Annotated in this window: 15 protein-coding genes; 4 read left to right on the top strand and 11 right to left on the bottom strand. The window is 71.7% G+C overall.

What is annotated here, in order from left to right; genetic code table 11:
* Positions 1-126 precede the first annotated feature (126 nt).
* Complete coding sequence (locus ABZY31_RS08495; protein ID WP_356406312.1) at positions 127-1,494, bottom strand: pitrilysin family protein; 1,368 nt, start codon at positions 1,492-1,494, stop codon at positions 127-129.
* Between the two features lie 20 nt (positions 1,495-1,514).
* Positions 1,515-2,867, bottom strand: coding sequence for a pitrilysin family protein (locus ABZY31_RS08490; protein WP_356406180.1), 1,353 nt, complete (start codon positions 2,865-2,867; stop codon positions 1,515-1,517).
* A 195-nt stretch (positions 2,868-3,062) separates the two neighbouring features.
* Between ABZY31_RS08490 and ABZY31_RS08485 the strand changes: the two genes are divergently transcribed.
* Positions 3,063-5,522: a DNA topoisomerase IV subunit A gene (locus ABZY31_RS08485; protein ID WP_356406178.1), complete on the top strand. Its 2,460-nt coding sequence runs from the start codon at positions 3,063-3,065 to the stop codon at positions 5,520-5,522.
* Positions 5,523-5,553: 31 nt separating this feature from the next.
* On the opposite strand, the gene ABZY31_RS08480 is transcribed toward ABZY31_RS08485, so the two are convergent.
* Complete coding sequence (locus tag ABZY31_RS08480; protein WP_356406176.1) at positions 5,554-6,681, bottom strand: GTP-binding protein; 1,128 nt, start codon at positions 6,679-6,681, stop codon at positions 5,554-5,556.
* 39 nt (positions 6,682-6,720) lie between these two features.
* Positions 6,721-7,893: a citrate synthase/methylcitrate synthase gene (locus ABZY31_RS08475; protein WP_356406310.1), complete on the bottom strand. Its 1,173-nt coding sequence runs from the start codon at positions 7,891-7,893 to the stop codon at positions 6,721-6,723.
* Positions 7,894-7,947: 54 nt separating this feature from the next.
* On the opposite strand from ABZY31_RS08475, the gene ABZY31_RS08470 reads away from it, so the two are divergent.
* Positions 7,948-9,213 carry a citrate synthase gene (locus ABZY31_RS08470; protein WP_356406174.1) on the top strand — a complete coding sequence of 422 codons (1,266 nt, stop codon included), beginning with the start codon at positions 7,948-7,950 and terminating at the stop codon, positions 9,211-9,213.
* A gap of 57 nt (positions 9,214-9,270) precedes the next feature.
* On the opposite strand, the gene ABZY31_RS08465 is transcribed toward ABZY31_RS08470, so the two are convergent.
* From ABZY31_RS08465 to ABZY31_RS08435, 7 genes are all read right to left on the bottom strand, one after another.
* Entirely contained in the window at positions 9,271-11,715 is a 2,445-nt protein-coding gene (locus tag ABZY31_RS08465; protein ID WP_356406172.1) for a discoidin domain-containing protein, read from the bottom strand.
* A gap of 72 nt (positions 11,716-11,787) precedes the next feature.
* Complete coding sequence (locus ABZY31_RS08460) at positions 11,788-13,398, bottom strand: glycoside hydrolase family 13 protein (protein ID WP_356406170.1); 1,611 nt, start codon at positions 13,396-13,398, stop codon at positions 11,788-11,790.
* Between the two features lie 39 nt (positions 13,399-13,437).
* Positions 13,438-14,313, bottom strand: coding sequence for a carbohydrate ABC transporter permease (locus ABZY31_RS08455; protein WP_356406168.1), 876 nt, complete (start codon positions 14,311-14,313; stop codon positions 13,438-13,440).
* A gap of 84 nt (positions 14,314-14,397) precedes the next feature.
* Positions 14,398-15,303 carry a sugar ABC transporter permease gene (locus ABZY31_RS08450; protein ID WP_356406167.1) on the bottom strand — a complete coding sequence of 302 codons (906 nt, stop codon included), beginning with the start codon at positions 15,301-15,303 and terminating at the stop codon, positions 14,398-14,400.
* Between the two features lie 92 nt (positions 15,304-15,395).
* Complete coding sequence (locus ABZY31_RS08445) at positions 15,396-16,799, bottom strand: extracellular solute-binding protein (RefSeq protein WP_356406165.1); 1,404 nt, start codon at positions 16,797-16,799, stop codon at positions 15,396-15,398.
* Positions 16,800-17,178: 379 nt separating this feature from the next.
* Entirely contained in the window at positions 17,179-18,189 is a 1,011-nt protein-coding gene (locus ABZY31_RS08440) for a LacI family DNA-binding transcriptional regulator (protein WP_356406163.1), read from the bottom strand.
* 65 nt (positions 18,190-18,254) lie between these two features.
* Positions 18,255-22,541, bottom strand: a complete 4,287-nt coding sequence (locus ABZY31_RS08435) for a discoidin domain-containing protein (protein ID WP_356406161.1) — start codon at positions 22,539-22,541, stop codon at positions 18,255-18,257.
* Positions 22,542-22,752: 211 nt separating this feature from the next.
* Between ABZY31_RS08435 and ABZY31_RS08430 the strand changes: the two genes are divergently transcribed.
* Positions 22,753-24,384, top strand: coding sequence for a sensor histidine kinase (locus ABZY31_RS08430; protein WP_356406159.1), 1,632 nt, complete (start codon positions 22,753-22,755; stop codon positions 24,382-24,384).
* Positions 24,381-25,091, top strand: coding sequence for a response regulator (locus ABZY31_RS08425; protein ID WP_356406157.1), 711 nt, complete (start codon positions 24,381-24,383; stop codon positions 25,089-25,091). Before ABZY31_RS08430 ends, ABZY31_RS08425 begins: the two co-directional genes overlap by 4 nt.
* Positions 25,092-25,094: the final 3 nt, after the last annotated feature.

Below are 25,094 nucleotides of genomic sequence, written 5' to 3'. Positions count from 1 at the left end.
GCGCCCCATTGTTAGCTACGTCACGTGACATAGAAGCAACCTCTCCGCCAAACGGACAAAAGGGGTTCCGGTGGCCAAGCCACCGAAACCCCTTCCGCGCCCGCTCAGTTCACGGGCGGTTCACCGTCAGTTCGCGACGACGCGCACGTCACCGATTCCGAGCGCGCGCACCGGCGCCTCGATCTGCGAGGCGTCACCGACGAGCACCGTCACGAGCCGGTCCACCGGGAAGGCGTTGACGACGGCGGAGGTGGCCTCCACCGTGCCCGTCTCGGCCAGCCGCGCGTACAACCGCGCCTGGTAGTCGTCCGGCAGGCCCTGCTCGACCTGGTCGGCCAGGGTCCCCGCGACGGACGCGGCCGTCTCGAACTTCAACGGGGCCACGCCCACCAGGTTCTGCACCGCCACGTCCCGCTCCGCGTCGGTCAGACCGCCCTCCGCGAGGGTGCGCAGCACCTTCCAGAGGTCCTCCAGCGCCGGGCCCGTGTTGGGGGTGTCCACCGAACCGCTGATGGCGAGCATCGACGCGCCGGTGCCGTCCGCGGTGGAGCGCAGCACCTGCCCGAAGGCGCGCACGCCGTAGGTGTAGCCCTTCTCCTCGCGCAGCACCTTGTCCAGGCGGGAGGTGAGGGTGCCGCCCAGGCAGTACGTGCCGAGCACCTGGGGCGCCCAGACGCGGTCGTGCCGGTCCGCACCGATCCGCCCGATGAGCAGCTGGGTCTGCACCGCCCCCGGCCGGTCCACGATGATCACGCGGCCCGTGTCGTCCGCGGTGATCGGCGGTACGGGGAGCGGCTCGGCCGTGCCGCCCGTCCAGGTGCCCAGGGTGTCCGCGAGGACGGCGTCCAGGTCGATGCCGGTCAGGTCGCCGACCACCACCGCGGTGGAGGTGGCGGGGCGCACGTGGGCCTCGTAAAAGGCGCGTACGGCCGCGGCGTCGATCCGGGCCACCGTCTCCTCGGTCCCCTGGCGCGGGCGGGACATCCGCAGCGTGGCCGGGAACAGCTCCTGGGAGAGCTGCTTGGCGGCCCGGCGCTGCGGGTTGGCCAGCTCGTGCGGGATCTCGTCGAGCCGGTTGCGCACCAGCCGGTCCACCTCGCTGTCGGCGAAGGCGGGGGCGCGCAGGGCCTCGGCGAGCAGGCCCAGGGCCTTGGCGAGCCGGGAGGCCGGGACCTCCAGGGAGACCCGGATGCCGGGGTGGTCGGCGTGCGCGTCGAGGGTGGCGCCGCAGCGCTCCAGCTCGGCCGCGAACTCCTCGGCGGAGTGCTTGTCGGTGCCCTCGGACAGGGCGCGGGCCATGATCGTGGCCACGCCGTCCAGCCCGGCCGGTTCGGCGTCCAGCGGGGCGGCGAGGTTGATCTCGACGGCCACCACCTGCTGCCCGGGCCGGTGGCAGCGCAGCACGGTCAGGCCGGTGTCCAGCGCACCGCGCTCGGGGGCCGGGAACGCCCACGGCCGGGCCTCGCCGGGCTGCGGCCGGGGGTGGAAGGTCATCGTGACGGCTGCGGTGTCGCTCACTGCTCCGTCCCTTCGGTCTCGTCGTTCTCGGCGGCTTCCTCGGCGTCGTCGGCCGCGAGCGGCTCGTAGACGAGCACGGCGCGGTTGTCCGGGCGCAGCCGGGACGCGGCCACGGCCTGGACCTCTTCGGCGGTGATGTCCAGGACCCGGCCGACGGCGGTGAGCGCCAGCTGCGGGTCGCCGAAGAGCACCGCGAAGCGGCACAGTTCGTCGGCGCGGCCGGCCACCGTGCTCAGCCGGTCCAGCCATTCGCGTTCCAGCTGGGCCTGTGCGCGCTCCATCTCCTCCGCGGTCGGGCCCTCGGCGGCGAACCGCGCGAGTTCCTCGTCGACGGCGGCCTCGATGTCGGGCACCTCGACCCCGCCGGAGGTCTTGACGTCCAGCCACCCCAGCGAGGGGGCGCCGGCCAGGCGCAGCATGCCGAAACCGGCCGCCACGGCGCTCTGGTCGCGGCGGACCAGGCGGTTGTGGAGCCGGGAGGACTCGCCGCCGCCCAGGATGGTCAGGGCCACGTCGGCGGCGTCGCAGTCGCGGGTGCCGTCGTGCGGCAGCCGGTAGGCGGCCATCAGGGCGCGGGCCGGGACCTGCTCGACGATCTCCTCGCGGAGCTGGCCGCCCATGGTGTCGGGCAGCGAACCGTCGCGCGGAGGCTGCTTGCCGTCGTGCGCGGGGATGGTGCCGAAGTACTTCTCGATCCAGGCGAGCGTCTGCTCGGGGTCGATGTCGCCGACGACCGACAGGACGGCGTTGTTCGGCGCGTAGTACGTGCGGAAGAAGGTCCGCGCGTCCTCCAGCGAGGCCGCGTCCAGGTCGGCCATCGAGCCGATCGGGGTGTGGTGGTACGGGTGGCCCTCGGGGTAGGCGAGCGCGGTCAGCCGCTCGAACGCCGTGCCGTAGGGGACGTTGTCGTAGCGCTGGCGGCGCTCGTTCTTGACGACGTCGCGCTGGTTCTCCATGGACTCGTCGTCCAGGGCGGCCAGCAGCGAGCCCATCCGGTCCGCCTCCAGCCACAGCGCGAGTTCCAGCTGGTGCGTGGGCATCGTCTCGAAGTAGTTGGTGCGCTCGAAGCTGGTGGTGCCGTTGAGCGAACCGCCCGCGCCCTGCACCAGTTCGAAGTGGCCGTTCCCGGAGACGCTCTTCGAGCCCTGGAACATCAGGTGCTCGAAGAGGTGAGCCAGACCGGTCCGGCCCTTGACTTCGTGCCGCGAACCGACGTCGTACCACAGGCAGACCGCGGCGACCGGGGTCAGGTGGTCCTCGGAGAGCACCACGCGCAGGCCGTTGGCCAGCCGGTGCTCGGTCGCTGTCAGGCCGCCGGAGCCGGCCTGAGCTGTGGCCGTGTGACCCATGGGCATGTGGTCCCTTCGATCGCGATGTAGAGAATTCCGTCAGACCTGTCACTGTATGCAAGCGCGTCGGCCCCTGGAGAAGTTCCCGGGTCACTCCTGGGTCGGAGTCGGCGTTGTCGGTGCCTCGGGCCACAATGGTCCGCGTCAGACCCAGCCGACCCAGCCCCCTCACCATGGTTAAGGAGCCGCGCAGCGATGGCCCGCCGCAGCACGAAGACCCCGCCGCCGGAGGATTTCGAGGAGAAGATCCTCGACATCGACGTCGTCGACGAAATGCAGGGCTCCTTCCTCGAGTACGCGTACTCGGTGATCTACTCCCGCGCCCTGCCCGACGCCCGCGACGGCATGAAGCCGGTGCACCGCCGCATCGTCTACCAGATGAACGAGATGGGGCTGCGCCCCGACCGGGGTTACGTGAAGTGCGCCCGCGTCGTCGGCGAGGTCATGGGCAAGCTCCACCCGCACGGTGACGCGTCGATCTACGACGCCCTCGTGCGCATGGCCCAGCCCTTCTCGATGCGCCTGCCGCTGGTCGACGGCCACGGCAACTTCGGTTCGCTCGGCAACGACGACCCGCCCGCCGCGATGCGGTACACCGAGTCGAAGATGGCCGACGCCGCTTCGCTCATGACGGAGTCCATCGACGAGCACACGGTCGACTTCGCGCCGAACTACGACGGCCAGGAGCTCGAACCGGCGGTGCTGCCGGCGGCGTACCCGAACCTGCTGGTCAACGGCGCCTCCGGGATCGCGGTCGGCATGGCCACCAACATGCCCCCGCACAACCTGGGCGAGGTCATCGCCGCCGCCCGCCACCTGATCCGCTACCCGGAGGCCGACCTGGAGGCGCTGATGCGCTTCGTCCCGGGTCCGGACCTGCCGACCGGCGGCCGGATCGTGGGCCTGTCCGGCATCAAGGACGCCTACGAGAACGGGCGCGGCACCTTCCGGATCCGCGCCACGGTCTCCGTGGACAACGTCACGGCCCGCCGCAAGGGCCTGGTCGTCACCGAACTGCCCTTCGCGGTGGGCCCCGAGAAGGTCATCGCGAAGATCAAGGACCTGGTCGGTTCGAAGAAGCTCCAGGGCATCGCCGATGTGAAGGACCTCACGGACCGCTCGCACGGCCTGCGCCTGGTCATCGAGATCAAGAACGGCTTCCACCCCGAGGCCGTGCTGGAGCAGCTGTACAAGCTGACGCCGATGGAGGAGACCTTCGGCATCAACAACGTCGCGCTGGTGGACGGGCAGCCGCTGACGCTGGGCCTCAAGGAGCTGCTGGAGGTCTACCTCGACCACCGCTTCGAGGTCGTGCGCCGCCGCAGCGAGTTCCGCCGCACCAAGCGGCGCGACCGGCTGCACCTCGTGGAGGGCCTGCTGGTGGCCCTCGTCGACATCGACGAGGTCATCCGGCTCATCCGGGACAGCGAGAACTCCGCGCAGGCCAAGGCCCGGCTGATCGAGCGGTTCTCGCTGAGCGAGATCCAGACCCAGTACATCCTGGACACCCCGCTGCGCCGCCTCACCAAGTTCGACCGGCTGGAGCTGGAGAGCGAGCAGGACCGCCTCAACGGCGAGATCGACGAGCTGACCGGGATCCTGGAGTCGGACACCGAGCTGCGCAAGATGGTCTCCAGCGAACTGGCGGCGGTCGCGAAGAAGTTCGGCACCGAGCGGCGCACGGTGCTGCTGGAGTCGGCGGGCGCGACGGTCGCGGCGGTTCCGCTGGAGGTCGCGGACGACCCCTGCCGGGTGCTGCTGTCCTCGACCGGCCTGCTGGCCCGTACGGCCAACGGCGACGCGCTGCCGCCCGTCGTGGACGGCGCCCCCCGGGCCAAGCACGACCTGATCGTCTCGCAGGTCGCGGCGACCGCGCGGGCCGACGTGGGCGTGGTGACCTCGGCCGGGCGACTGCTGCGGCTGCCGGTGATCGACCTGCCGCAACTGCCGGACACGCACGTGGCGCCGAACCTCGCGGGCGGGGCCCCGGTCGCGGAGTTCCTGTCCGGGCTGGAGGCCGACGAGACGGTGATCTGCCTGACCTCGCTGGACGAGTCCTCGCAGGGGCTGGCCCTCGGCACCGAGCAGGGCGTGGTCAAGCGGGTCGTGCCGGACTACCCGGCGAACAAGGACGAGCTGGAGGTCATCACCCTCAAGGAGGGCGACCGGATCGTCGGCGCGGTCGAACTGCGCACGGGCGAGGAGGACCTGGTCTTCATCACCGACGACGCCCAGCTGCTGCGCTACCCGGCGGCGCAGGTCCGTCCGCAGGGCCGTCCGGCGGGCGGCATGGCGGGCATCAAGCTCTCCGAGAACGCCAAGGTGATCCATTTCTCGGCGGTGGACCCGGCGCGCGACGGCGTGGTGTTCACGGTGGCCGGTTCGCACGGCACCCTGGACGATTCGGTGCAGTCGGGCAAGCTGACCCCCTTCGACCAATACCCGCGCAAGGGCCGGGCCACCGGCGGCGTGCGCTGCCAGCGCTTCCTCAAGGGCGAGGACGTACTGGTGCTGGCCTGGGCGGGCGGTACGCCGGTCCGGGCGGCGGGGGCGAACGGCACCCCGGCCGAACTGCCGGTGCCGGACCCGCGCCGCGACGGCTCGGGCACCCCGCTGCCGGCGACGGTGACCGCGCTGGCGGGGGCCGTGCTGTAGGGAGTCCGCGGCCGGCCGGCCCGGCCGGCCTTCAGACGGCCGGGTCGGCCGGGTCCAGGGGGTCCGCCGGGTCGGCCGGTTCCGGTGCGTCCTGGCGGACGTACCGCAGGACGCCCCACATGCTGTCGGCGGGGGCGTCCTCGGGGGCGCTCTCGCGGCAGGCCTCCAGTCCGCGCAGCAGGGCGGGGCCGTCGGTGCCGCGGCCGATCAGGACGAGCTGGGTGCGCCGGGGTTCGTCGCGGCCCCAGGGCAGCGGGGCGAAGCGCAGGAACCGGCCGACGGCGTGGACCTCGTACTTCTCCTCGTGGCCCGGTACGCCGAAGTGGACGAAGCCCTTGATCCGGTAGAGCCCGGCGGGGCGCGCGTCGAGGAAGTCGATGAACCGGCGGGGCGAGAGCGCCCCGTCGGCGGTGAACTCGGTGGTCTCGTACTGCGCGTGCGCGTGCCCGCCGTGGTCCCCGTCCTCGTCCGCGGCCCGGGTGAGCAGGTCCTCGAAGGACAGCTGACCGCGCGTCTCGGTCCAGGGGCGGCGGTCGAAGAGCAGTTCGGGATCGATGCGGCCGTGGTCGGCGGCGACGAGCGGGATGCCGGGGCAGAGCGTGCCGAGGACGGACTCGATCCTGGCCCGCTCGGCGGCGTCGACCCGGTCGGTCTTGTTGAGCACGACGAGGTCGGCGACGGCGAGGTGGCGGTCGGTCTCGGGGTGCTCGCGGCGGGTCGCGTCGAATTCGGCGGCGTCGACGACCTCGACCATGCCGCCGTAGTGGACGTCCGGGTTCTCCCCGGCCACCAGCATCCGGATCATCTCCTGCGGCTCGGCCAGCCCGCTCGCCTCGATGACGATCACGTCGATCCGGTGGGCGGGATCGGCGAGCTTGGCGAGGTACGCGTCCAGCTCGCTGCCGTCGACCGCGCAGCACAGGCAGCCCCCGCCGAGGGAGACCATCGAGTCACCGACCTGCCCGGCGACCGACATCGCGTCGATCTCGATGGAGCCGAAGTCGTTGACGACCACCCCGATCCGGGTGCCCGCGCGGTGCGCGAGGAGGTGGTTGAGCAGGGTGGTCTTGCCGGATCCGAGGAATCCGGCGAGGACGACGACGGGGATGGGCCGCCGGGTCCGCGGCCGACGGCTCTGCTGGGTCTCGCTGGTGCTCATCCGGTCGATGGTAGAGCGTGTGCGACGGCCGGGCACGGCTCAGCCGAGCGGGGGCACCGGCTGCGGCGGGGTCGGGCCGACGTACCGGGCGGCGGGCCGGATGATCTTCGAATCGGCCGCCTGCTCCAGGACGTTCGCGCTCCAGCCGACCACCCGCGCGGCGCAGAAGGTGGGGGTGAACATCTCGCGGGGCAGCCCGCACAGTTCCATCACCACCCCCGCGTAGAACTCGACGTTGGTGTGGAGTTCGCGGCCCGGCTTCAGCTCCGCGAGGATCTCCTCGACGCGTCGTTCGACCTCGACGGCGAAGTCGACGAGCGGCCCGCCGAACTGCGTCGCGATCTCGCGGAGCATGCGCGAACGCGGGTCCTCGGTGCGGTACACGGGGTGGCCGAAGCCCATGATCCGCTCTCCCGCGAGGACGCGTGCGCGGATCCAGGGGTCGATCCGGTCGGCGGTGCCGATCGCGTCGAGGGTGTCCAGGGCGCGGCTGGGGGCGCCGCCGTGCAGCGGGCCGGAGAGCGCGCCGATCGCGCCGGTCAGGCAGGCCGCCACGTCGGCCCCGGTGGAGGCGATGACCCGCGCGGTGAAGGTCGAGGCGTTGAAGCCGTGGTCGATGGTGGAGATGAGGTAGCGCTCGACGGCCCGGGCCCGGACGGGGTCGGGCTCCTCGCCGGTCAGCATGTACAGGTAGTTGGCGGCGTAGGGGAGGTCGTCGCGCGGCTCCACCGGCTCCAGCCCCCGGCCGAGCCGGTGCAGCGCGGTGAGCAGGGTGGGTACGGCGGCGCAGGCGGCCAGCGCGTCGGCGGCGCGGCGCTCGGGGGTGAGGTCGTACACGGGACGGAACCCGGCGCAGGCGCCGAACAGGGAGAGCGCCGTGCGCAGTCCGGCGAGGGGGCCGGCAGGCGCGGTGGCCCGGGCGAGGGCGGGGAGCGCGCCGCGGACCTCGGCGGGGAGCCTGCGCAGCGGGGCCACTTCGGCGGCGAAGGCGGCGCGTTCGGCGGGCCCGGGCAGCGCGCCGCGGAACATCAGGTGCCAGACGTCCTCGAAGCCGCGACTCGTGGCGAGGTCGACGGCCGAGTACTGGCGGTAGTGGTAGAAGCCTTCGCGGCCGCGGACGTCGCCGAGGGCGGTGTCGGTGACGACCACGCCGGCGAGGCCGCGGGGTACGGGCGGGGTGCTGAGGTCGGTGTCCATGGATTGACCATCCATCATGGATCGAATCACTGTCAATATTGATTGAATCAATATATGTAGGCTGGATCCATGGATCACGATCTTTCCGGTGAGCACCCGGGCGAAGAGCGGCGGCTCACCACCCGGCAGGCCGCCGAACTGCTCGGGGTGAAACCCGCGACGGTGTACGCGTACGTCAGCCGGGGCCAGCTCACCAGTCGCCGCGATCCCGTCGGCCGGGGCAGCAGCTTCGCCGCCCGGGAGGTCGAGGAGCTGGCGCGCCGCACCCGCCGGGAGGCCGCGCTCCCCCAGTCCGCCGCCGCGGGCGGCGGACTCTCCGTGCGCACCGGCATCACCCTGATCGAGGACGACCGCTACTGGTACCGGGGGGTGGACGCGACCGAACTGGCCGCCCGCCACTCGTACGAGGAGGTCGCCGACTGGCTGTGGACCGGCGTCCTGCGCCGCGGGATCCACTTCGAGGCGCCGGAGCAGATGCTGGCCGCCGCCCGGCGGCCGGTGGCGGCCCTGCCGGAGCACAGCGGCCCGCTGGACCGGCTGCGGGTCGCGACGGCGGCTGCCGCCGTCGCCGATCCGCTGCGCTTCGACCTGTCCGAGGAGGCCGTGCTCGGCTCGGCCCGCTGCCTGATCCCCACCCTGGTGGGCGCCCTGCCCGTGGTGGGGCGGGCGCACCGCGGGACCGGGCCGCTCGCCTGGCAGCTGTGGAGCAGGCTGACCGCGCGGGAGGCCGACCCGGCCGCGCTGGAGGTGCTGGACCTGGCGCTGGCGCTGCTGATCGACCACGATCTGGCCGCGTCGACCCTGGCGGTCCGGGTGGCGGCCTCGGCGCGGGCGCATCCGTACGCGGTCGTGTCGGCCGGACTCGGCGCGCTGGAAGGGCCCTTGCACGGAGCGGCCGGGCGGCTCGCGCACCGGATGCTGGTGGAGGTGGTCGAACGGGGCGGGGCCGCGCCCGTGGTCGCCGACCACCTGCGGGCCGGCCGGCGGGTGCCGGGGCTCGGGCACCGGCTCTACCGGGGCGAGGACCCGCGGGCCACGGCCCTGTTCGCGCGGCTGGAGGCGTTGCCCCAGGCCGGGCCCGCGCTCGCGGCCGCCCGGGACGTGGTCGCCACGACCGCGGCGCGCCGAGCGGGTCTGCACGCGAACGTGGACCTGGCCCTGGCCGTGCTGACGGTGTCCTGCGGGATGCCGGCGGAGGCCGGGGAGAGCGTCTTCGCGGTGGCCCGTACGGCGGGCTGGATCGCGCACGCGCTGGAGGAGTACCAGGAGCAGCCGCTGCGGATGCGGCCGAGCGGGCTCTACCACGGGCCCCGCCCGCCACGGCCGATGCCGTGACGGGCGGGGTCCGCCGAACGCGCGGCGGGGAGCGAGGGCCGGGTCGCGAGGGGCCGATCAGCCCGCGTAGGCCTCGAACTCGCCGATCTGACCGGCCGGCCAGCCGGTGTTGCCGGTGACGGTCACCCGTAGGTGGCGTGCTTCGGTGCCCGCCGGGAGGGTGAGGGTCACCTGGTTGCCGGTGGCCGGGTCGAAGCGGTGGTCGCGGGCGCCCAGCAGGGTGGTGAAGGCCGCCCCGTCGGCGCTGCCGAGGACCGCGAGGGTCTGGGTACGGGCGCCCCAGGCGGCCGACGGGGGAAGCTTGAGCACGATCCGCCGCACCTGAGCGGTGGCGCCCAGGTCGGCCGTGAGCGATTGCGGGAAGGCGTTGTTGGCGCTCTCCCAGTAGCTGCCCGGGTCACCGTCGACGGCTTTGGCCGCGTCGTAGACCTGGGTGTGGGAGGTCTCGGTCACCGGGCGGCCCCGCAGCAGGTTGCGCGTCGGATCGGGCGTGGTGGGCGTGGGCGTCGGGGTCGGGCTCGGCGTGGGAGCCGTCGGGGTCGGGCTCGGCGTGGGGGCCGTCGGCGTGGGCGTCGGATCCGGTCCCGGCGGCTGGGCGGCGGGCGGGAAGGGCCCGCAGTAGGTGCTCGGGAGCTTCGCGTTCCAACCGGAGTTCCCGCTTCCCTGGGTCAGCTTGAGCTGTGCGCCGAGGCAGCTGTAGACGGGCTCGCCGAAGCCGATCCGGGTGGCCCTGACGTTGGTCATCGACAGTTCGGCGGGGTCGTTGAACTGGAGCGCGAACGTCCCCGTCCCGTCGATGTTCACGCCGTCGAAGTGGACGCCCTTGGTGGTGCCGGAGACGAAGTGCACCGCCGCGTAGGAGCTGTCCAGGATGTCGCTGTCGGTCACGTTGATCGCGGCCTTGTCGATGGAGCTGTTCCGGCTGTCGAACCACACCGCCCCGATCGGGAAGCTCCACCCGTAGTCCGTGTTCCCCGTCCTGATCAGGGTGTTGCGGGCGAGCGTGAAGGTGCCCTGGACATCGGTGCCCTGGCCCGCGGTGACGCCGGGGTAGCGGTTGCCGACGTGCAGGCCGCCGCCGTTGGTCAGGGTCTCGGCGGCCACGTTGTCGGTGACGCTGATGTCCTTGCCGCCGTAGACCGCGATGTTGTTGGCGAGGATCGGCGCCACCACCGTGTTGCGGCTGAAGGAGTTCCCCACGTTCGCCTTGGTGTCGGCCCACATGGCCAGGCCGTCGTCACCGGTGTTGCGCAGGAAGGTGTTCTCGACCGAGGAGTGCGTGACGCCCCAGTGGAAGTTCACGCCGTCCGCGCTCTGGTCGAGGATCCGGCTGTTCCTGATGTGGAAGTTGTCCATCGGGCCGTCCATCCAGGCGCCGACCTTGGTCCGCTGCATCCAGACGTCGTCGACGACGGAATCCGTCATGGCCCCGCCGATGGCGTTGACCTGGTCGTCGTCCACCCGGTCACCGATCTCGCCGATGATCGCGAAGCCCTTGAGCGTCACGCCCCGGCTGGGGCCGTTGTCCTCGTACTGACGGATCTGGCCGCCGTACCCGCCGCCGCGCACGTACTTGCCGTAGATCCCCGCGGCGCGGGCGCGGTCGGTGGGGTGCCGGCCGGTGAGGACGGAGTACCAGGGTCCGGCGCCGCGCAATGTCACCTTGTCCACGACCACGTGATCGGTGAGCTTGAAGGTGCCCTGCGGTATCCACACCTCCTTCGACTGGGCCGCTCCGGCGTCCACGGCGCTCTGGAAGGCCGCTGTGGAGTCGGCGGAGCCGTTCGGGTCGGCTCCGAAGTCGGTCACCGACAGCGAGCCCGCGGGCCGGCCGGCCGGGGCGGCGACCTGCTCGAAGTCGGCGAGGTCCACCACCGCCCAGGGGGTGGCCGCGGTCCGGGCCAGCGTGAGCCTGACCTTGGCACCGGCGGGGAGGGTCTTCCCGAACAGGGTGCGGGTCTCCTCGTAGAAGTGGTGCGGCTTCTCGCCGGGCTGGTTTGTGAAGGGGTAGCTGCCGTAGTACCAGCTGTACTTCGAGGTGAAGTCCAGGTCCTTGAGCCTGGCCCCGTCCAGGGCGAGTTCCACGGGGGCCGTGATGCCCGTACCGGCCGCGTTGTCGGGGACCGAGTAGCGGACGTTCATCGCGTTGGCGGGTTTGGTCAGGGTGAACTCGACGTACTCCCCCGCCGCGTCCAGCCGGACCGCGCTGCGGCCGGAGGCCTCCGCGGGCAGGGTCGTGTAGGTGCGGTCCGGGCCGATCACCGAGCCGGTGGTGGCCGCCCGCTCCGCCTCCTGTTCGGTGAAGGGGACGGCGGCCCCGCGCCCGGGGACGTCCAGGGGCGACAGCGCGGCGGGAGCGGCCGCCGCGGCCGGGGCCGCGGCGGTGAGGACGGGCAGGGCGGCGGTACCGAGAAGGGCCGTGGCCAGGGCGGCGAGCAGCGCGGCGCGCGCCGGCCTGCCTCGCGTTGGTGTCCTGGGGCTCGTGCGACGTGTACGGCTCATGCGGGCGGGACCTCTCCATGCGTGGGGGGAAGTGCACGGCGGACTGGGGTGTACGGGCGGCTGGCTGCGGCGTCAGGTCCGCAGCCAGGCCGCCGTGTCCTGCGGGAGCAGCCCCGCGGCGTCCAAGGGGGCGCTGCTCAGCAGGAGTTCGGCGGGAGCGGGCAGGGGTACGGGCGCGGCGGACAGGTTGACCACGCAGACCAGGCCGTCGGGGCGGGCGAAGGCCAGTACCCCGTCCGGGGCGGGCAGCCACGTCATCGAGCCCGCCCCGAAGCCGCGCGCGGCCCGGCGCAGGCCGAGGGCGAGGCGGTAGAGGGTGAGCATCGACTCCGGATCGGTGGCCTGCCGGTCGGCGGCGTACGTCGCCCAGTCGTCCGGCTGGGGCAGCCACGGGTCGTGCCACGGCTCGGCGGTCCAGGGCAGCGGCACCCGGCAGCCGTCGCGGCCGGGGTCGCGGCCGCCGGAGCGGAAGTGCATGGGGTCCTTGATCCGGTCGAGCGGCACGTCGGCCTCCGGGAGGCCCAGTTCCTCGCCCTGGTACACGTAGACCGAGCCGGGCAGGGCGAGGGTCAGCAGGGCCGCGGCACGTGCCCGGCGGGTGCCGAGGGCCAGGTCGGTGGGGGTGCCGAAGACCTTGGCTGCGAAGTCGAATCCGGTGTCCAGGCGTCCGTACCGCGTCACGGTGCGGGTGACGTCGTGGTTGCAGAGCACCCACGTGGCGGGGGCTCCGACCGGGGCGTGCTCGGCGAGGGTCTCGTCTATGGAGGTCCGCAGCCGGCGGGCGTCCCAGGGACAGCTCAGGAAGGAGAAGTTGAAGGCCGTGTGCAGTTCGTCGGGCCGCAGGTAGCGGGCGAAGCGCTCGGAGTCGGGCAGCCAGACCTCGCCGACGAAGACCGCGCCGAACTCGTCGGCGATGGCCCGCCAGGAGCGGTAGATGTCGTGCAGTTCGTCCCGGTCGATGTAGGGGTGCACCTCGCCGGGCCAGGGTTCTCCGGGGCGGCCCGCCAGGTCGGGCAGGGCCGGGTCCTTCGCGAGCAGGGCCGCGGAGTCGATCCGTACGCCCGCCACGCCGCGTTCGAACCAGAAGCGCAGGACCTCCTCGTGCTCGCGGCGCACGGCGGGGTGGGCCCAGTTGAGGTCGGGCTGCTCGGGGGTGAACAGGTGCAGGTACCACTCCCCGTCCGGTACCCGCGTCCAGGTCGCCCCGGCGAACTGCGAGGGCCAGTCGCCCGGGGGCAGTTCGCCGTGCTCGCCGCGGCCGGGCCGGAAGTGGAAGAGCGCGCGCTCGGGGCTGCCGGGGCCCGCGGCGAGCGCGGCCCGGAACCAGGCGTGCTGGTCGGAGACGTGGTTCGGGACGATGTCGACGATGGTGCGCAGGCCCAGTCCGGTGGCCTCGGCGATGAGCTTCTCGGCTTCGTCCAGGGTGCCGAAGGCGGGGTCGATGGTGCGGTAGTCGGCCACGTCGTAGCCGCCGTCGGCGAGCGGGGACAAGTACCAGGGCGTGAACCACAGCGCGTCGACGCCGAGTTCGGCGAGGTAGGGCAGCTTGGCGCGGACACCCGCGAGGTCTCCGGTGCCGTCGCCGTCGCCGTCGGCGAAGCTGCGCGGATAGACCTGGTAGATCGCCGCGCTGCGCCACCAGTCGGCGTCGGCGGCGGCTGCGGGCAGGGGAAAGTCGGCCACGAGGGGTGGTCCTTTCACACGGGGCGGGCGCAAGGGTGGTCAGCCCTTGAGGGAGCCCGCCGTGAGGCCGCTCATGATGTTGCGCTGGAAGATCAGGAACACGATGAGGGTGGGTGCGCAGGCCATGGCGAGCGCCGCGATCAGGTGGTTCTCCGGCACTCCCGTCGACAGGGAGTAGATGCCGACGTTGAGCGTCTGCAGGGCCGGGTCCGGCAGGGTGAGCATCGGCCAGAGGAAGTCCTTCCACACGCCGACGACCGCGAAGATGGAGACGACGCCGAGGATGGGGCGGGACATCGGCAGGACGACGGAGCGCAGGGTGCGCAGGGCGCTCGCCCCGTCGATGGAGGCGGCGTCGAGGATCTCCTGGGGGATCGAGTCGAAGAACCGCTTCAGCAGGAAGATGTTGAAGGCGTTCGTCACGGACGGCAGCCAGATCACCCAGGGGGTGTCGAGCAGGTTCCGCCGGATGAGCGGCATGTCCAGGACGGTCAGGTACTGGGGTACGACGAGCACGGTGGCCGGGATCATCAGCGTCGCCAGCATCATCCCGAGGACCGCCTTGCCGAAGACGGGGCGCAGCCGGGAGAGCGAGTAGGCGGCGGCGACGTCGAGGACGAGCTGGAAGACCAGGGCGCCGACGGCGTAGTAGACGGTGTTGAACAGCAGCCGGGCCAGGTCCATGACCTTCCAGGCGCTGGTGTAGTTGGCGGTGTGCAGGGAGCCGGGCACCAGGGTGGGCGGCACCTCGGCGAACTCCTCGGTGCTCTTGAGGCCGTTCGCGACCATCCAGTACAGGGGTCCGAGGAAGACGAGGGTGAAGACGGCGACGGTCAGGGCGAGGACCGTCCAGTAGAGGATCTTCCCCCGGGTCCGGCCGCGTCGGGCCGGGGAGATCAGCGTGCGCTCTGCCATGTTCGGGGCTCCTGTCCTGCTCTCTCGTCCCGTTTAGTCCGGGCTCGTCCGGGCTCGTCCGGGCTCGTCCGGTGTCGCCTCGTGTCAGTTCTCGTTGTCGCGGCTCAGCCGGACGTACGCGGCGGAGAAGCCGGCGAGCAGGACGAGCAGGCACAGGCCCAGGGCCGCGGCGCCGCCGTACTGGTTGAAGTTGAAGGCGTACTGGTAGATGAGGACCACCACGGTCGTCGTGGAGCCCTCGGGTCCGGCGCCGCCGGTGAGCAGGAACGGCTCCACGAACACCTGCATCGTCGCGATGATCTGCATGAGCAGCATCAGGGAGAGGATGAGTTTGGTCTGCGGGACGGTGACGTGCCAGATCTTGCGGAGCAGGCCCGCGCCGTCGAGTTCGGCGGCCTCGTAGAGTTCGCCCGGGATGCCCTGGAGGGCGGCGAGGTAGATCAGGGTCGCGCCGCCCATGTTCATCCAGGTGGCGGCGAGGACCACGGAGAGCATGGCGGTGCCGGGGGACTGGAGCCAGTCCTGGGCCGGCAGGTGCAGGAGCACCAGGATCCGGTTGAAGAGTCCGTAGCCGGGGTCGTAGAAGTATTTGAACAGCAGCACCGAGGCGACCGGCGGCATCATCACCGGAAGGTAGACGAGCAGCCGCAAAAAGCCCTGTGCGTGGCGGAATTCGTTGAGGACGACCGCGACGACGAAGGGCACCAGGAAGCCGAGGACCAGGGCGAGGCCGGTGAACAGCAGGGTGTTGCGCCAGGCCTGCCAGAAGCCCGGGTCGTTGAAGACGTAGCGGAAATTGTCGAATCCGGCCCAGGTGGTGGCGCCGTTCTCGGTCTTCTGGAAGGCCAGGAGGAACTCCCGGACCATCGGGTACCAGGAGAAGAAGGCGAAGCAGAGGACCGCGCCGATCAGGAACCCGTGGGCGGAGACGTTCCGCTTGAGTGCCCGGACGAAGGCTTCCCGGGATCGGGGCAGGGTGGGGGCCGACATCACCGCTCCTTGGTCGGTCGCAGGGCTGGCTGAACACGGCGGGGCGGGCGGGGCGGGACCCGGCCGGGGAGGGTCCGGTCCCGCCCGGCGGCCTACTGGTTGCCCAGCACCTGGTTGACCGCCTTCTCGGCGTCGCCGAGGAGCTTCGCGGGGTCGGCGTCCTTGTTGGTGAGGACCCCGGACATCACCTTGTCGAGCACCTTGTAGACCTCCTGGGCCTTGGCGGGCTCGGCCTTCGGCGGCACCGGGTTGTCCAGGAAGGGCTTGAAGTTGGCGACCGGCATCGTCGCGCTCGCCGCCTTCAGCGCGTCACTCTGCTCCTTGGCGGCGCCGGTGAAGAAGGCGGGCTGCGGCAGGCCAACCGGGAGGCCGTCGGCCTTGCTGCGCGCGAAGTCGAACTGGCCCTTGCCGACCGTGAGGGTCTTGAAGTTGAGCCAGGCGACGGCCGCCTTGATCTTGTCGGGTGAGCTGCCCTTCTTGATCATGTAGGCGTTGCCGCCGAAGAGCGTGGCCGCGCCACCGGGCAGCGGTCCCATGCCGAAATTGTCGTACTTCGCTCCGAGCTGCTGGACCATGTACGTGATGTCGTCGGGGGCGGCGATGAACATGCCGAGCTTGTCGGAGGCCATCTGCTTCTGAAGGTCGCCCCACTTGAGCAGCTGGGTCTTGCCCATGCTGTCGTCCTGCCAGCGCATGGCTTTGAGGTTCTCGACGATCTGCCGGCCCGTGGGGTTGTTGAAGGCGGCCTTGCCGTCGGCCCCGACGACGTCGCCGCCCATGCCGTAGAGGGTGGCGGTGTAGTGCCAGCCGCCGGTGTTCTCCACGCTGTACTCGCCGAAGCCCGCGGTGCCGTTGCCAAGCGCCGCGATCTTCCTGGCGGCCGCGCGGACCTCGTCCCAGGTCCGCGGCGGGGCGTCGGGATCCAGCCCGGCCTGGGTGAAGAGCTTGCGGTTGATGAGCAGGCCCATCGCGTAGTTGCTGGTCGGCAGGCCGTAGAGCTTGCCGTCCTGCTTCAGGACGTTCATGACGTTCTTGTCGAGGGAGTCGAGCGCGGGGACCGACTTCGGCGTGACGTACGCGGAGATGTCCTCGGCCCCGTCGTTCTCCCGCACCTGCGCCAGGTCCGTGAAGTACGTGTAGAACACGTCCGGTTGCGACTTGGCCTTGAGCATCGCGGTGAACCGCGGCGGCTCCAGGCACTGGCCGGGAGTGGAACGGCCGTCGATGGTGACGTGGGGGTAGATCTTCCCGAACGCCGCGACGTCCTCCTTCCACTCCTTCAGCTCGGCCGCCTTGGCCGCGGGCGGCATGCAGTCGATGGTGAGCGTGACCTTGGTCTTCGGGTCGAGCGGTGCGGAGGCGTCGGCCGCGGCGCCGGGCGCCGCCTTGTCCGCCGTGCCGTCGCCGACGCTGCTCGTACCGCAGGCCGCGAGGGCGGTGACGGCGAGCGCGGAGACGAGGGCGGCCGCGACGGGGCGGCGGGTGCTGCTTCTCATCGGTGGACCCCTTCGAGCATCGAGCAGGAGTACGGGGGGACGAGCGCGGCACACTCAACCACCAGCCACAGATGAACGCAATATCTCGCGCAGATTTCGTAATAGATTGACAGCCAGAGCCGGGCTGGATGCATTCTGGAACGCAAAAACAGGGCCCTCGTACGTCGCATGGACGCACGAGGGCCCTGTCGGGGCGGGTCGCGCCGACTGCCGCCTAGGGGGGTGTCTCATGGATCTCCGTGGCGTCGCGACGCCCGGCACGCGCTCTCGCCGCACCGGCCGAAAGCCCAAGTACGTCCAGTACGCGAGCTTCCGGCCGGCACACCGAAAGCACGCACCGGACGCCACTCCTTACCCACGGAGATCCATCAGACACCCCCTAGTCGCGCGGGGCCTGCGCGGTGGAGCCGCGGACCACCAGCTCCGGCTCGAAGAGCAGCTCGCCGGGCTGCACGGCGGCGCCGTGGATCTGCGCCGTCAGCAGCTCCACGGCGGCCCGGCCCATGGCTTCGATGGGCTGGCGGACGGTGGTGAGCGGGGGCTCCGTGCAGTTCATGAACGCCGAGTCGTCGTAGCCCACCACGGAGACCTGGCGCGGTACGGCCAGCCCCCGGCGGCGGGCGGCCCGTACGGCGCCCAGGGCCAGCGGATCGCTCGCGCAGATGATGCCGGTGACCCCGCGGTCCAGCAGGCGCGAGGCGGCCGCGTGGCCGCCCTCCAGGGAGAACAGCGCCCGCTCGACGTGGGCGGCGGGCAGCTCGGTCCCGGCCGCCGCGGCGACGGCCTGCGCGGCGGTGAGCTTGCGCAGCGAGGGCATGTGGTCGGGCGGTCCCAGCACCAGCCCGATCCGCTCGTGCCCGAGCGAGGCCAGGTGGCGCCAGGCCTGTTCGACCGCGACGGCGTCGTCACAGGCCACGCAGGGGAAGCCGAGGTCCTCGATCGAGGCGTTGATCAGCACCACCGGAACCTTGCGGTCGGACAGCAGCCGGTAGTGCTCGTGCGGGGCGTCGGCCTGCGCGAAGAGGCCACCGGCGAAGACCACGCCGGAGACCTGCTGCTGGAGCAGCAGCTCGACGTAGTCCGCCTCGGAGACGCCGCCCGTGGTCTGGGTGCAGAGCACCGGGGTCAGGCCCTGCTGGGCCAGGGCGCCGCCGATCACCTCGGCGAAGGCAGGGAAGATGGGGTTCTGGAGTTCGGGCAGGACCAGGCCCACGAGGCGGGCGCGCTCGCCGCGCAGCTGGGTGGGCCGCTCGTAGCCGAGGACGTCGAGGGCGGTGAGCACGGACTGGCGGGTCGCGTCCGAGACGCCCGGCTTGCCGTTGAGCACCCGGCTGACCGTAGCCTCGCTGACTCCCACCTTCTTCGCTACCTGAGCAAGTCGTCGCGTCATGAGCGCAAGACTAGCGCAAGCGGTGCAAGCCGCTTGCGCTGGTCTTCGGCCCTCTTCGGGTCCGTCTACGGCAGCTGGTTGATCTTCAGCGTCGTGGTCGTGTTGCGCACGTCCACGGCGTTGCCGCTCGTCCTGAGGTTGTGGATCTCGACCTCGCCGACCGCCGGCCCCTGTCCCGCTTCCGGCATCTCATTGGCCCAGAGGCCGAATCCCGACTTGGCATCGTAGGCGTCACCGCTCTTCCTGGCGCCCGTGACGGTGATGTCCCGCAGGACCGTGTCCTTGATGGGATTGACCGGCTGTCCTCCGATGTACTGGGTCTGGAACATGATGCCGCTGTAGGTCGGATCGACGATGTCGACGTTGTTGATCCGGATCCCCTGGAACACCTTCGATGCGGAGAAGATCCAGATCCCGGGGAAGGTCTGCGCTCCCCAGAAGTGGCCGCCCGCGCGCACGATTGAGATGTTCTCGAAGGTCGTCGGGTCGGTGCCGAATCCGTTCATTGGATACCCGAAGTCCAGCGAGCTGATCGTGATGCCCGAGTAGACGAGGGTGTCCGCGATGAGGATGTTGCGGAAGGTGTTGTTGAAGCCGCCGTAGACGGCGACTCCGGCCGCGCGCCAGGTCAGGAGCGTGGTCAGGTTCTCGTACACGTTGTTCTTCATGTCCGCGCCGCCCGCGTCGATCGCGGAGAACAGCGCGAAGCTGTCGTCGCCCGTGGAGCGCGCCTCGTTGTTGGAGACGAGGTTGTCCGTACTGCCGTTGGTCATGTTGATGCCGTCGGCGAACGTGTCGCGGATCCGCGAGTTCTTGATGGTGATCCGGTCGGTGTTGGCGCCCCAGTAGAGGCACACCGTGTGCTCGTTCCAGACGTTGTCGATGGTGATGTCGGTGACGTTGGAGAAGTCGAAGACCTTGCCCGGGCCGTCGATCCGCGAGGTGTAGTTGCCGAAGTAGGCGAAGCCGGAGAAGGACGAACCCTTGGCCGTGCCCTCCGCCCGCCAGCCGATGTCCGTGTTGTCCTGGGTGGCGGGTGCGTGGAAGCGGGTGAACCACGGGCCCGCGCCGACCACCTGCACGGCCTTGCCGTACACCTGGAACTTGCTCGCCGTGTCGTAGTCACCCGGTGGCAGGTACACGCCGACGAACTTGCCGGTGGTGTCCATGCGGACCTTGTCCAGGGCGTTCTGCACGTCCTGGTGGCCGAATCCGCCCGGCACGGCGTACGCGGCCGGGTCCGGGTTGGGGACCGCCGCGGCCTGTTCCAGGCTGACGAAGTCGATCGCGTAGGTGGAGGTGTTGGCCGCGTCCTTCTGGAGGCGGATCCTGCTGCCGGCCGGGACGGTCTCGCCGAGCAGGATGCTCGCCTCGTCGTAGATGTGCCGCGGGGCGCCGGAGCCGGGCGAGTTCCCCGGAGAGGCCTCGGCGCCGTACAGCCAGGCGTACTTGGAGGTCAGCGGCAACGCCTTCTTCAGGGCGCCGTTGACGTAGACGTCGATGGTGGAGTCGATGCCGCCGCCGCCCGGGGCGTCCGGGATGGAGAAGCGGGTGACCAGGGTGTTGGTGGCGGCCCGGGTGGTGAACTCGACGTATTCGCCGGTCGCGTCCAGGCTGACCGCCTTGCGGCCGGAGGCCTCGCCCGCGATGTCACCGATGGTGCGGTTCGGGCCGACCACGCTCGCACCGCCGCCGACGACGCCGTCCTCCGCCTCGTAGGTGTCGAAGGGCAGGTTCGCTCCGCGGCCCACGAAGAAGGACGTGGCGCTGCTGTTGTTGGCGCGCTTGACGGGCAGTTCGTTGGCGTCGTCGGTGAGCACCACCTTGACGGTGTACTTGCCGTTGGCCGCGGGCCAGCTGCCGAGGGTGACCGGGGCCGCGGCCGCGCCGGCCGCGAGGGCGCCGTTGAAGGAGCCGGTGAGGGTGCGGACGGTGGCGCCGTTCGCGTCCTGCAGGGTGAGCGTGATGCCGTGGGAGCCGGCGGCGGCCGCCGTGGTGCCCTGGTTCTTCACGGTGACGGAGAAGCTGACGCTCTGGCCCGCGGCCGGTGCGCTCGGGGTCCAGTTGACGGCCGCGGCCACCAGGTCGGAGCTGTCCACCGGGCGGACGACCAGCGGCGGCCCCGTGAAGGTGTTGTTGGTGTCGTTCTGCTCGATGACGGCGTTCGCCTCGTCGACGACCGCGCTCAGCGGGTAGCTGCCCGCGTCGCGCGGGCCGATGGCGGCGCTGACGTTCGCCTGCGCTCCCGCCGCGAGGGCCGGGACGGCGGCGGTGGCGATCGTGGAACCGCCGAGCCGGAACGTCACCGCGGTGGCCGCGGCCGCGGCCGGTCCGCTATTGCGCACGGTCGCGGACAGCGTGACGGTGTCCGACTCGACCGGGGCCGCCGGCGCGGCGCTCAGTGCGCTGATCTGCAGGTCGGGGTTGGGCGCCGGGACGCCTATGACCTGGAACTCCGCGATCTGGCCGTTGCCGGCCCCGCTGTTGGCGGTGAAGCGCAGTTGCACGTCCGCGACACGGGCGCTCAGGGCGAGCGTGACGGTGTTGCCGGACGCCGGGTCGAAGACGTAGTCCTTGGCGGCGACCAGGCTGGTGACGCCCGCGGCGCCCTGTTCACGGCCGAGCACTTCGATGCGCTGGGTGCGGGCGCCCCAGCTGCTGTCCGGGTTCAGTTTGAGGACGAGGCGGTCCACATCGGCGTTGGCGCCGAGCTTGACCGTCAGGGTGCTCGGGTAGGCGCCGCCCGCGCCTTCCCAGTAAGTGGCGGTGTCGTTGTCGTTGGCATTCTCCGCGACGAAGGCGTTGACCACGGAGGAACCGGTGATCGCCTTGCCGACGGCGAGGTTGGAGCCCCCGCCTCCGGTGCCGTTGCGCGTGACGGAGTTGCTGTCGCCGGAACGGTTGCCCGCCGCGTCCTTGGCGCGGACCACGTAGGTCACGCTCGCGCCGGCGGGCTGGGTGTCGGTGTAGGTCGTGACGCTGCCCGCGACCGTGGCGCGCTGCTGGTTGTTCGCGTAGACCTCGTAGCCGGTGACCCCGACGTTGTCGCTGGAGGCCTGCCAGGTGAGCTTGATCTGGCCGGTGGCGGGCTCGGTGAAGGACAGGGCGCCCGGAGCGGTCGGCGCCTGGGTGTCACCGGTGTCACCGGCGCGCGTCACGCTGTTGCTGTTCGGCGACTGGTTGCCGGCGGCGTCCTTGGCGCGGACGTAGTAGGTCACGCCCGTGCCGGTGGGCTGGGTGTCGGTGTAGGTGGTGACGTTGCCCGCGACGCTGGTGCGCAGCTGGTTGTTGGCGTAGACGTCGTAGCCGGTGACGCCGACGTTGTCGGTGGCGGCCTGCCAGGTGAGCCTGATCTGCCCGGTGGCGGGCTCGGTGTAGGCCAGCGCGGTGGGGGCGCTCGGTGCCTGGGTGTCGCCGGTCCGGGGACCGTAGATCTCCAGCTCGGACAGCTGGCCGCCGGGCTGGACGCTGTTCTGCGCTATCAGGACCCGGAGGTAGCGGGTGGTGGTGGCGTCGAAGGCGACCGGCACCGCGTTGCCGTTGGCCGCGGTGAAGTCGTAGGCCTTGGACGCGGTCAGGTCGGTGAAGTCGGTGCCGTTGGCACTGCCCTGGAGCTTCAGGGTCTGGCTGCGGGCGCCCCAGTTCTCGGGCAGCCGCAGGACCACGCGGTCCACGCGCAGCGACGCCCCGAGGTCGGCCTGGATCCATTGCGGCAGCGCGTTGTTGGCGCTCTCCCAGTAGCTGGACCGGTTGCCGTCGTTGGCGTTGGAGGCCACGTAGGTCTGGGTGGCGCTGCTGGCGGTCAGGGTCTTGCCCAGGGCCAGGTTGTCCGAGGACTCGCCGGCTGCACGGACCTCCAGTTCGGCGAGCTGGGCGGCCGGCCAGCCCGTGTTGGCGGTGATGTCGATCCGCACGAACCGCGTCTGGGTGGCCGGGAAGCCGATGGTCACCGTGTTCCCGCCGGCCGGGCCGAAGGCGTACGTCGCCGAGCCGACCAGGGTGCTGAAGCCGGCGCCGTCCGCACTGCCTTGAACGGACAGCGTCTGGTTGCGGTTCCCCCAGTCGGCCGGGAGCTTCAGCACCACCTGATCGATCCGGGTGGTGGCCCCGAGGTCGGTCTGCACCCACTGCGGGAAGGTGCCGCCCGCGCTCTCCCAGTAGGTGGACTGGTTGCCGTCGGTGGTGTTGGCGGCCGTGAAGGAGCCGTTGGTACTGCTCGCGGCAGCGGGCCTGCCCGCGGCGACGCTCGGGCCGCCCGCGGCCGTGGCGGTCAGGGCCGGCCCTCCGAGCATCAGCAGGGCCGTGCTGATCAGGGCGGCCAGGACCCGCCATCTCCAGCTGTGCCTTCTCATACGTCTCGCCCCTCGCATGGTTTTTGAACCGGGTGACATAGGAATTTGCGTACTGCGGTGCGAGAATTGCAGAGCCTTCGTCAACCGTCTACCGCCACGACCACACTTTTCCTGCTGCATCGCTTGCGCAAGCAGCACGCAAGCTACGCAAGCCGCTTGCGTTCATCGGGGAAATTCCCAAAAAGCGGAGGCCGCCCTACGGTTCCTAGTCATGCGGATCCCCTTCACGAGCGCCGAGGGCGCGACGAGCGCCCGGCGCTTCGCCCGCCCCCGGCGGGCCGTCTCCCAGATCCTGCTGACCCAGCTGGCGATAGCCGCCGGGGTGGCCGTCCTGGCCACGGGCCTCTTCCTGGCCCCCCTCGGCTCCCAGCTCGACGACCAGGCCATGCGGCGCGCCCTCGCCATCGCGCAGGGCGCCGCCGCCGACCCCGACCTGGCCACCGCCCTGCTGGCCGGACCGCCCAGCTCCGACGGCCCCGTCCAAGCCAACGCCGAGCGGATCCGCCGCGCCACCGGAGCGGAGTACGTCGTCGTCATCGACCTCCGCGGCATCCGCCGCTCCCACCCCAGCCCCGCGCTCATCGGGCTACCGGTCTCGACCGACCCCGGCGACGCGCTGGCGGGCCGCGAGGTCATGGAGATCGACGAGGGGACCCTCGGCCGCTCCGCCCGCGGCAAGGTCCCGCTGGTCGCCGCCGACGGCGAGATCGTCGGCGCCGTCTCGGTCGGCATCGCCTACGACAGCGTCCGGGACCGGCTTGTCGGCGCCATCCCCGGGCTGCTCGCCTACGCGGGCGGCGCGCTGGCGGTGGGCGCCCTGGCCGCTTTCGTCCTCTCCCGCCGGATCCAGCGCCAGACCCGTGACCTGGCCTTCTCGGACATCGCCGGGCTGCTGGCCGAACGCGAGGCGATGCTGCACTCCATCCGCGAAGGCGTGGTCGCCCTGGACCGCTCGGGCCGCGTCCGCCTCGTCAACGACGAGGCCGCCCGGCTGCTGGGCCTCGCCCCCGGCGCCCCGGGCGCGGCCGGCCGCCCCTTGGAGGAGCTCCTGGGCCCCGGGCGGACCACCGACGTCCTGGCGGGCCGGGTCGGCGGCCGCGACCTGCTCACCGTCCAGGGCTCCCGCGTCCTGCTCGCCAACCGCATGCCCACCGAGGACGGCGGCGCCGTCGCCACCCTGCGCGACCGCACCGAGGTGGAGCACCTGGGCCGCGAGCTCGACTCCACCCGCGGCCTGATCGACGCCCTGCGCGCCCAGGACCACGAGCACGCCAACCGGCTGCACACCCTGCTCGGCCTGCTGGAGCTCGGCCTGTACGAGGAGGCCTCCGCGTTCCTCACCGAGGTCGTGGGCGTCCACCGGACCACGGCAGAGCAGGTCACGGAGAAGGTCCGCGATCCACTGCTCGCCGCACTGCTCGTCGGCAAGGCCGCGGTCGCCGCCGAGCGGGGCGTTGCGCTGCGCCTCTCCCCCGCCACGCTGCTGCCCGACCGGCTGGTCGATCCCGGCGGCCTCGTCACCATCGTCGGCAACCTCGTCGACAACGCCCTGGACGCCGCGGCCGGCTCCGCCGGGCCACTGGTCGAGGTGGAGCTGCGCGCGGAGGGCCGCACCGCCGTGCTGCTGGTGCGCGACAGCGGCCCGGGAGTGCCCGCCGACCGGCGCGAGGAGATCTTCACCGAGGGCTGGTCCACGAAGCTGCCCCGCGGGCACCGCGAGCGCGGGCTGGGGCTGGCGCTCGTACGCCGTCTCGCACAGCGCCAGGGCGGCAGCGCCCGGGCCGGTGAGGCGGCGGACGGCGGAGCGGAGTTCGCCGTCGAGCTGCCGGAGGCCCTGCGATGAGCGGCTCCCCGCTCCAGGTGCTGATCGTGGACGATGATCCGCGGGTGGCCCGGATCAACGCCGCCTACGTGGCGAAGGTGCCCGGCTTCGCGGTCGCGGGGCAGGAGCACTCGGCCGCCGGTGCGCTGGCGTTCGTCACCGCGCGCCCGCCGGACCGGCCGGTGGACCTGCTCCTGCTGGACCACTACATGCCGGACGGCAGCGGGCTCGATCTGGTCGGGACCCTGCGCCGGCTCGGACACCAGACCGACGTGATCATGGTGACGGCCGCCCGGGATCTGGCCACGGTCCAGGCGGCGATGCGGCTCGGCGCCCTCCAGTACCTGGTGAAGCCGTTCACCTTCACCGGACTGCGCGCCAAGCTGGAGGCGTACGCGGCCCTGCGCCACGCGCTGGGCGGAGGCGGCGAGGCCGAACAGGCCGAGGTCGACCGGATCTTCGGCGCCCTGGCCGGGGCCGCCACCCCCAACGAACTCCCCAAGGGCCACTCCCCCACCACGGCCGACCTCGTCCGCCACGTCCTGCGGACCGCCGAGGGCCCCCTGTCGACCCAGCAGATCGCCGACCGCGCGGGCATCAGCCGCCAGACCGCCCAGCGCTACCTCAAGCTCCTCGAACGTGGCGACCGTGTCCGCCTCACCCTGCGGTACGGGGAGACGGGCCGCCCGGAGCACCGCTACACCTGGCTCCCGTCCGCGCGCCCCTGAGCC

The sequence above is a fragment of the Streptomyces sp. NPDC006529 genome (genome assembly GCF_040611795.1).
Lineage (GTDB): Bacteria > Actinomycetota > Actinomycetes > Streptomycetales > Streptomycetaceae > Streptomyces.
Note: the sequence above shows the minus strand (reverse complement) of the source record. Positions and strands in the feature narration are given on the sequence as shown.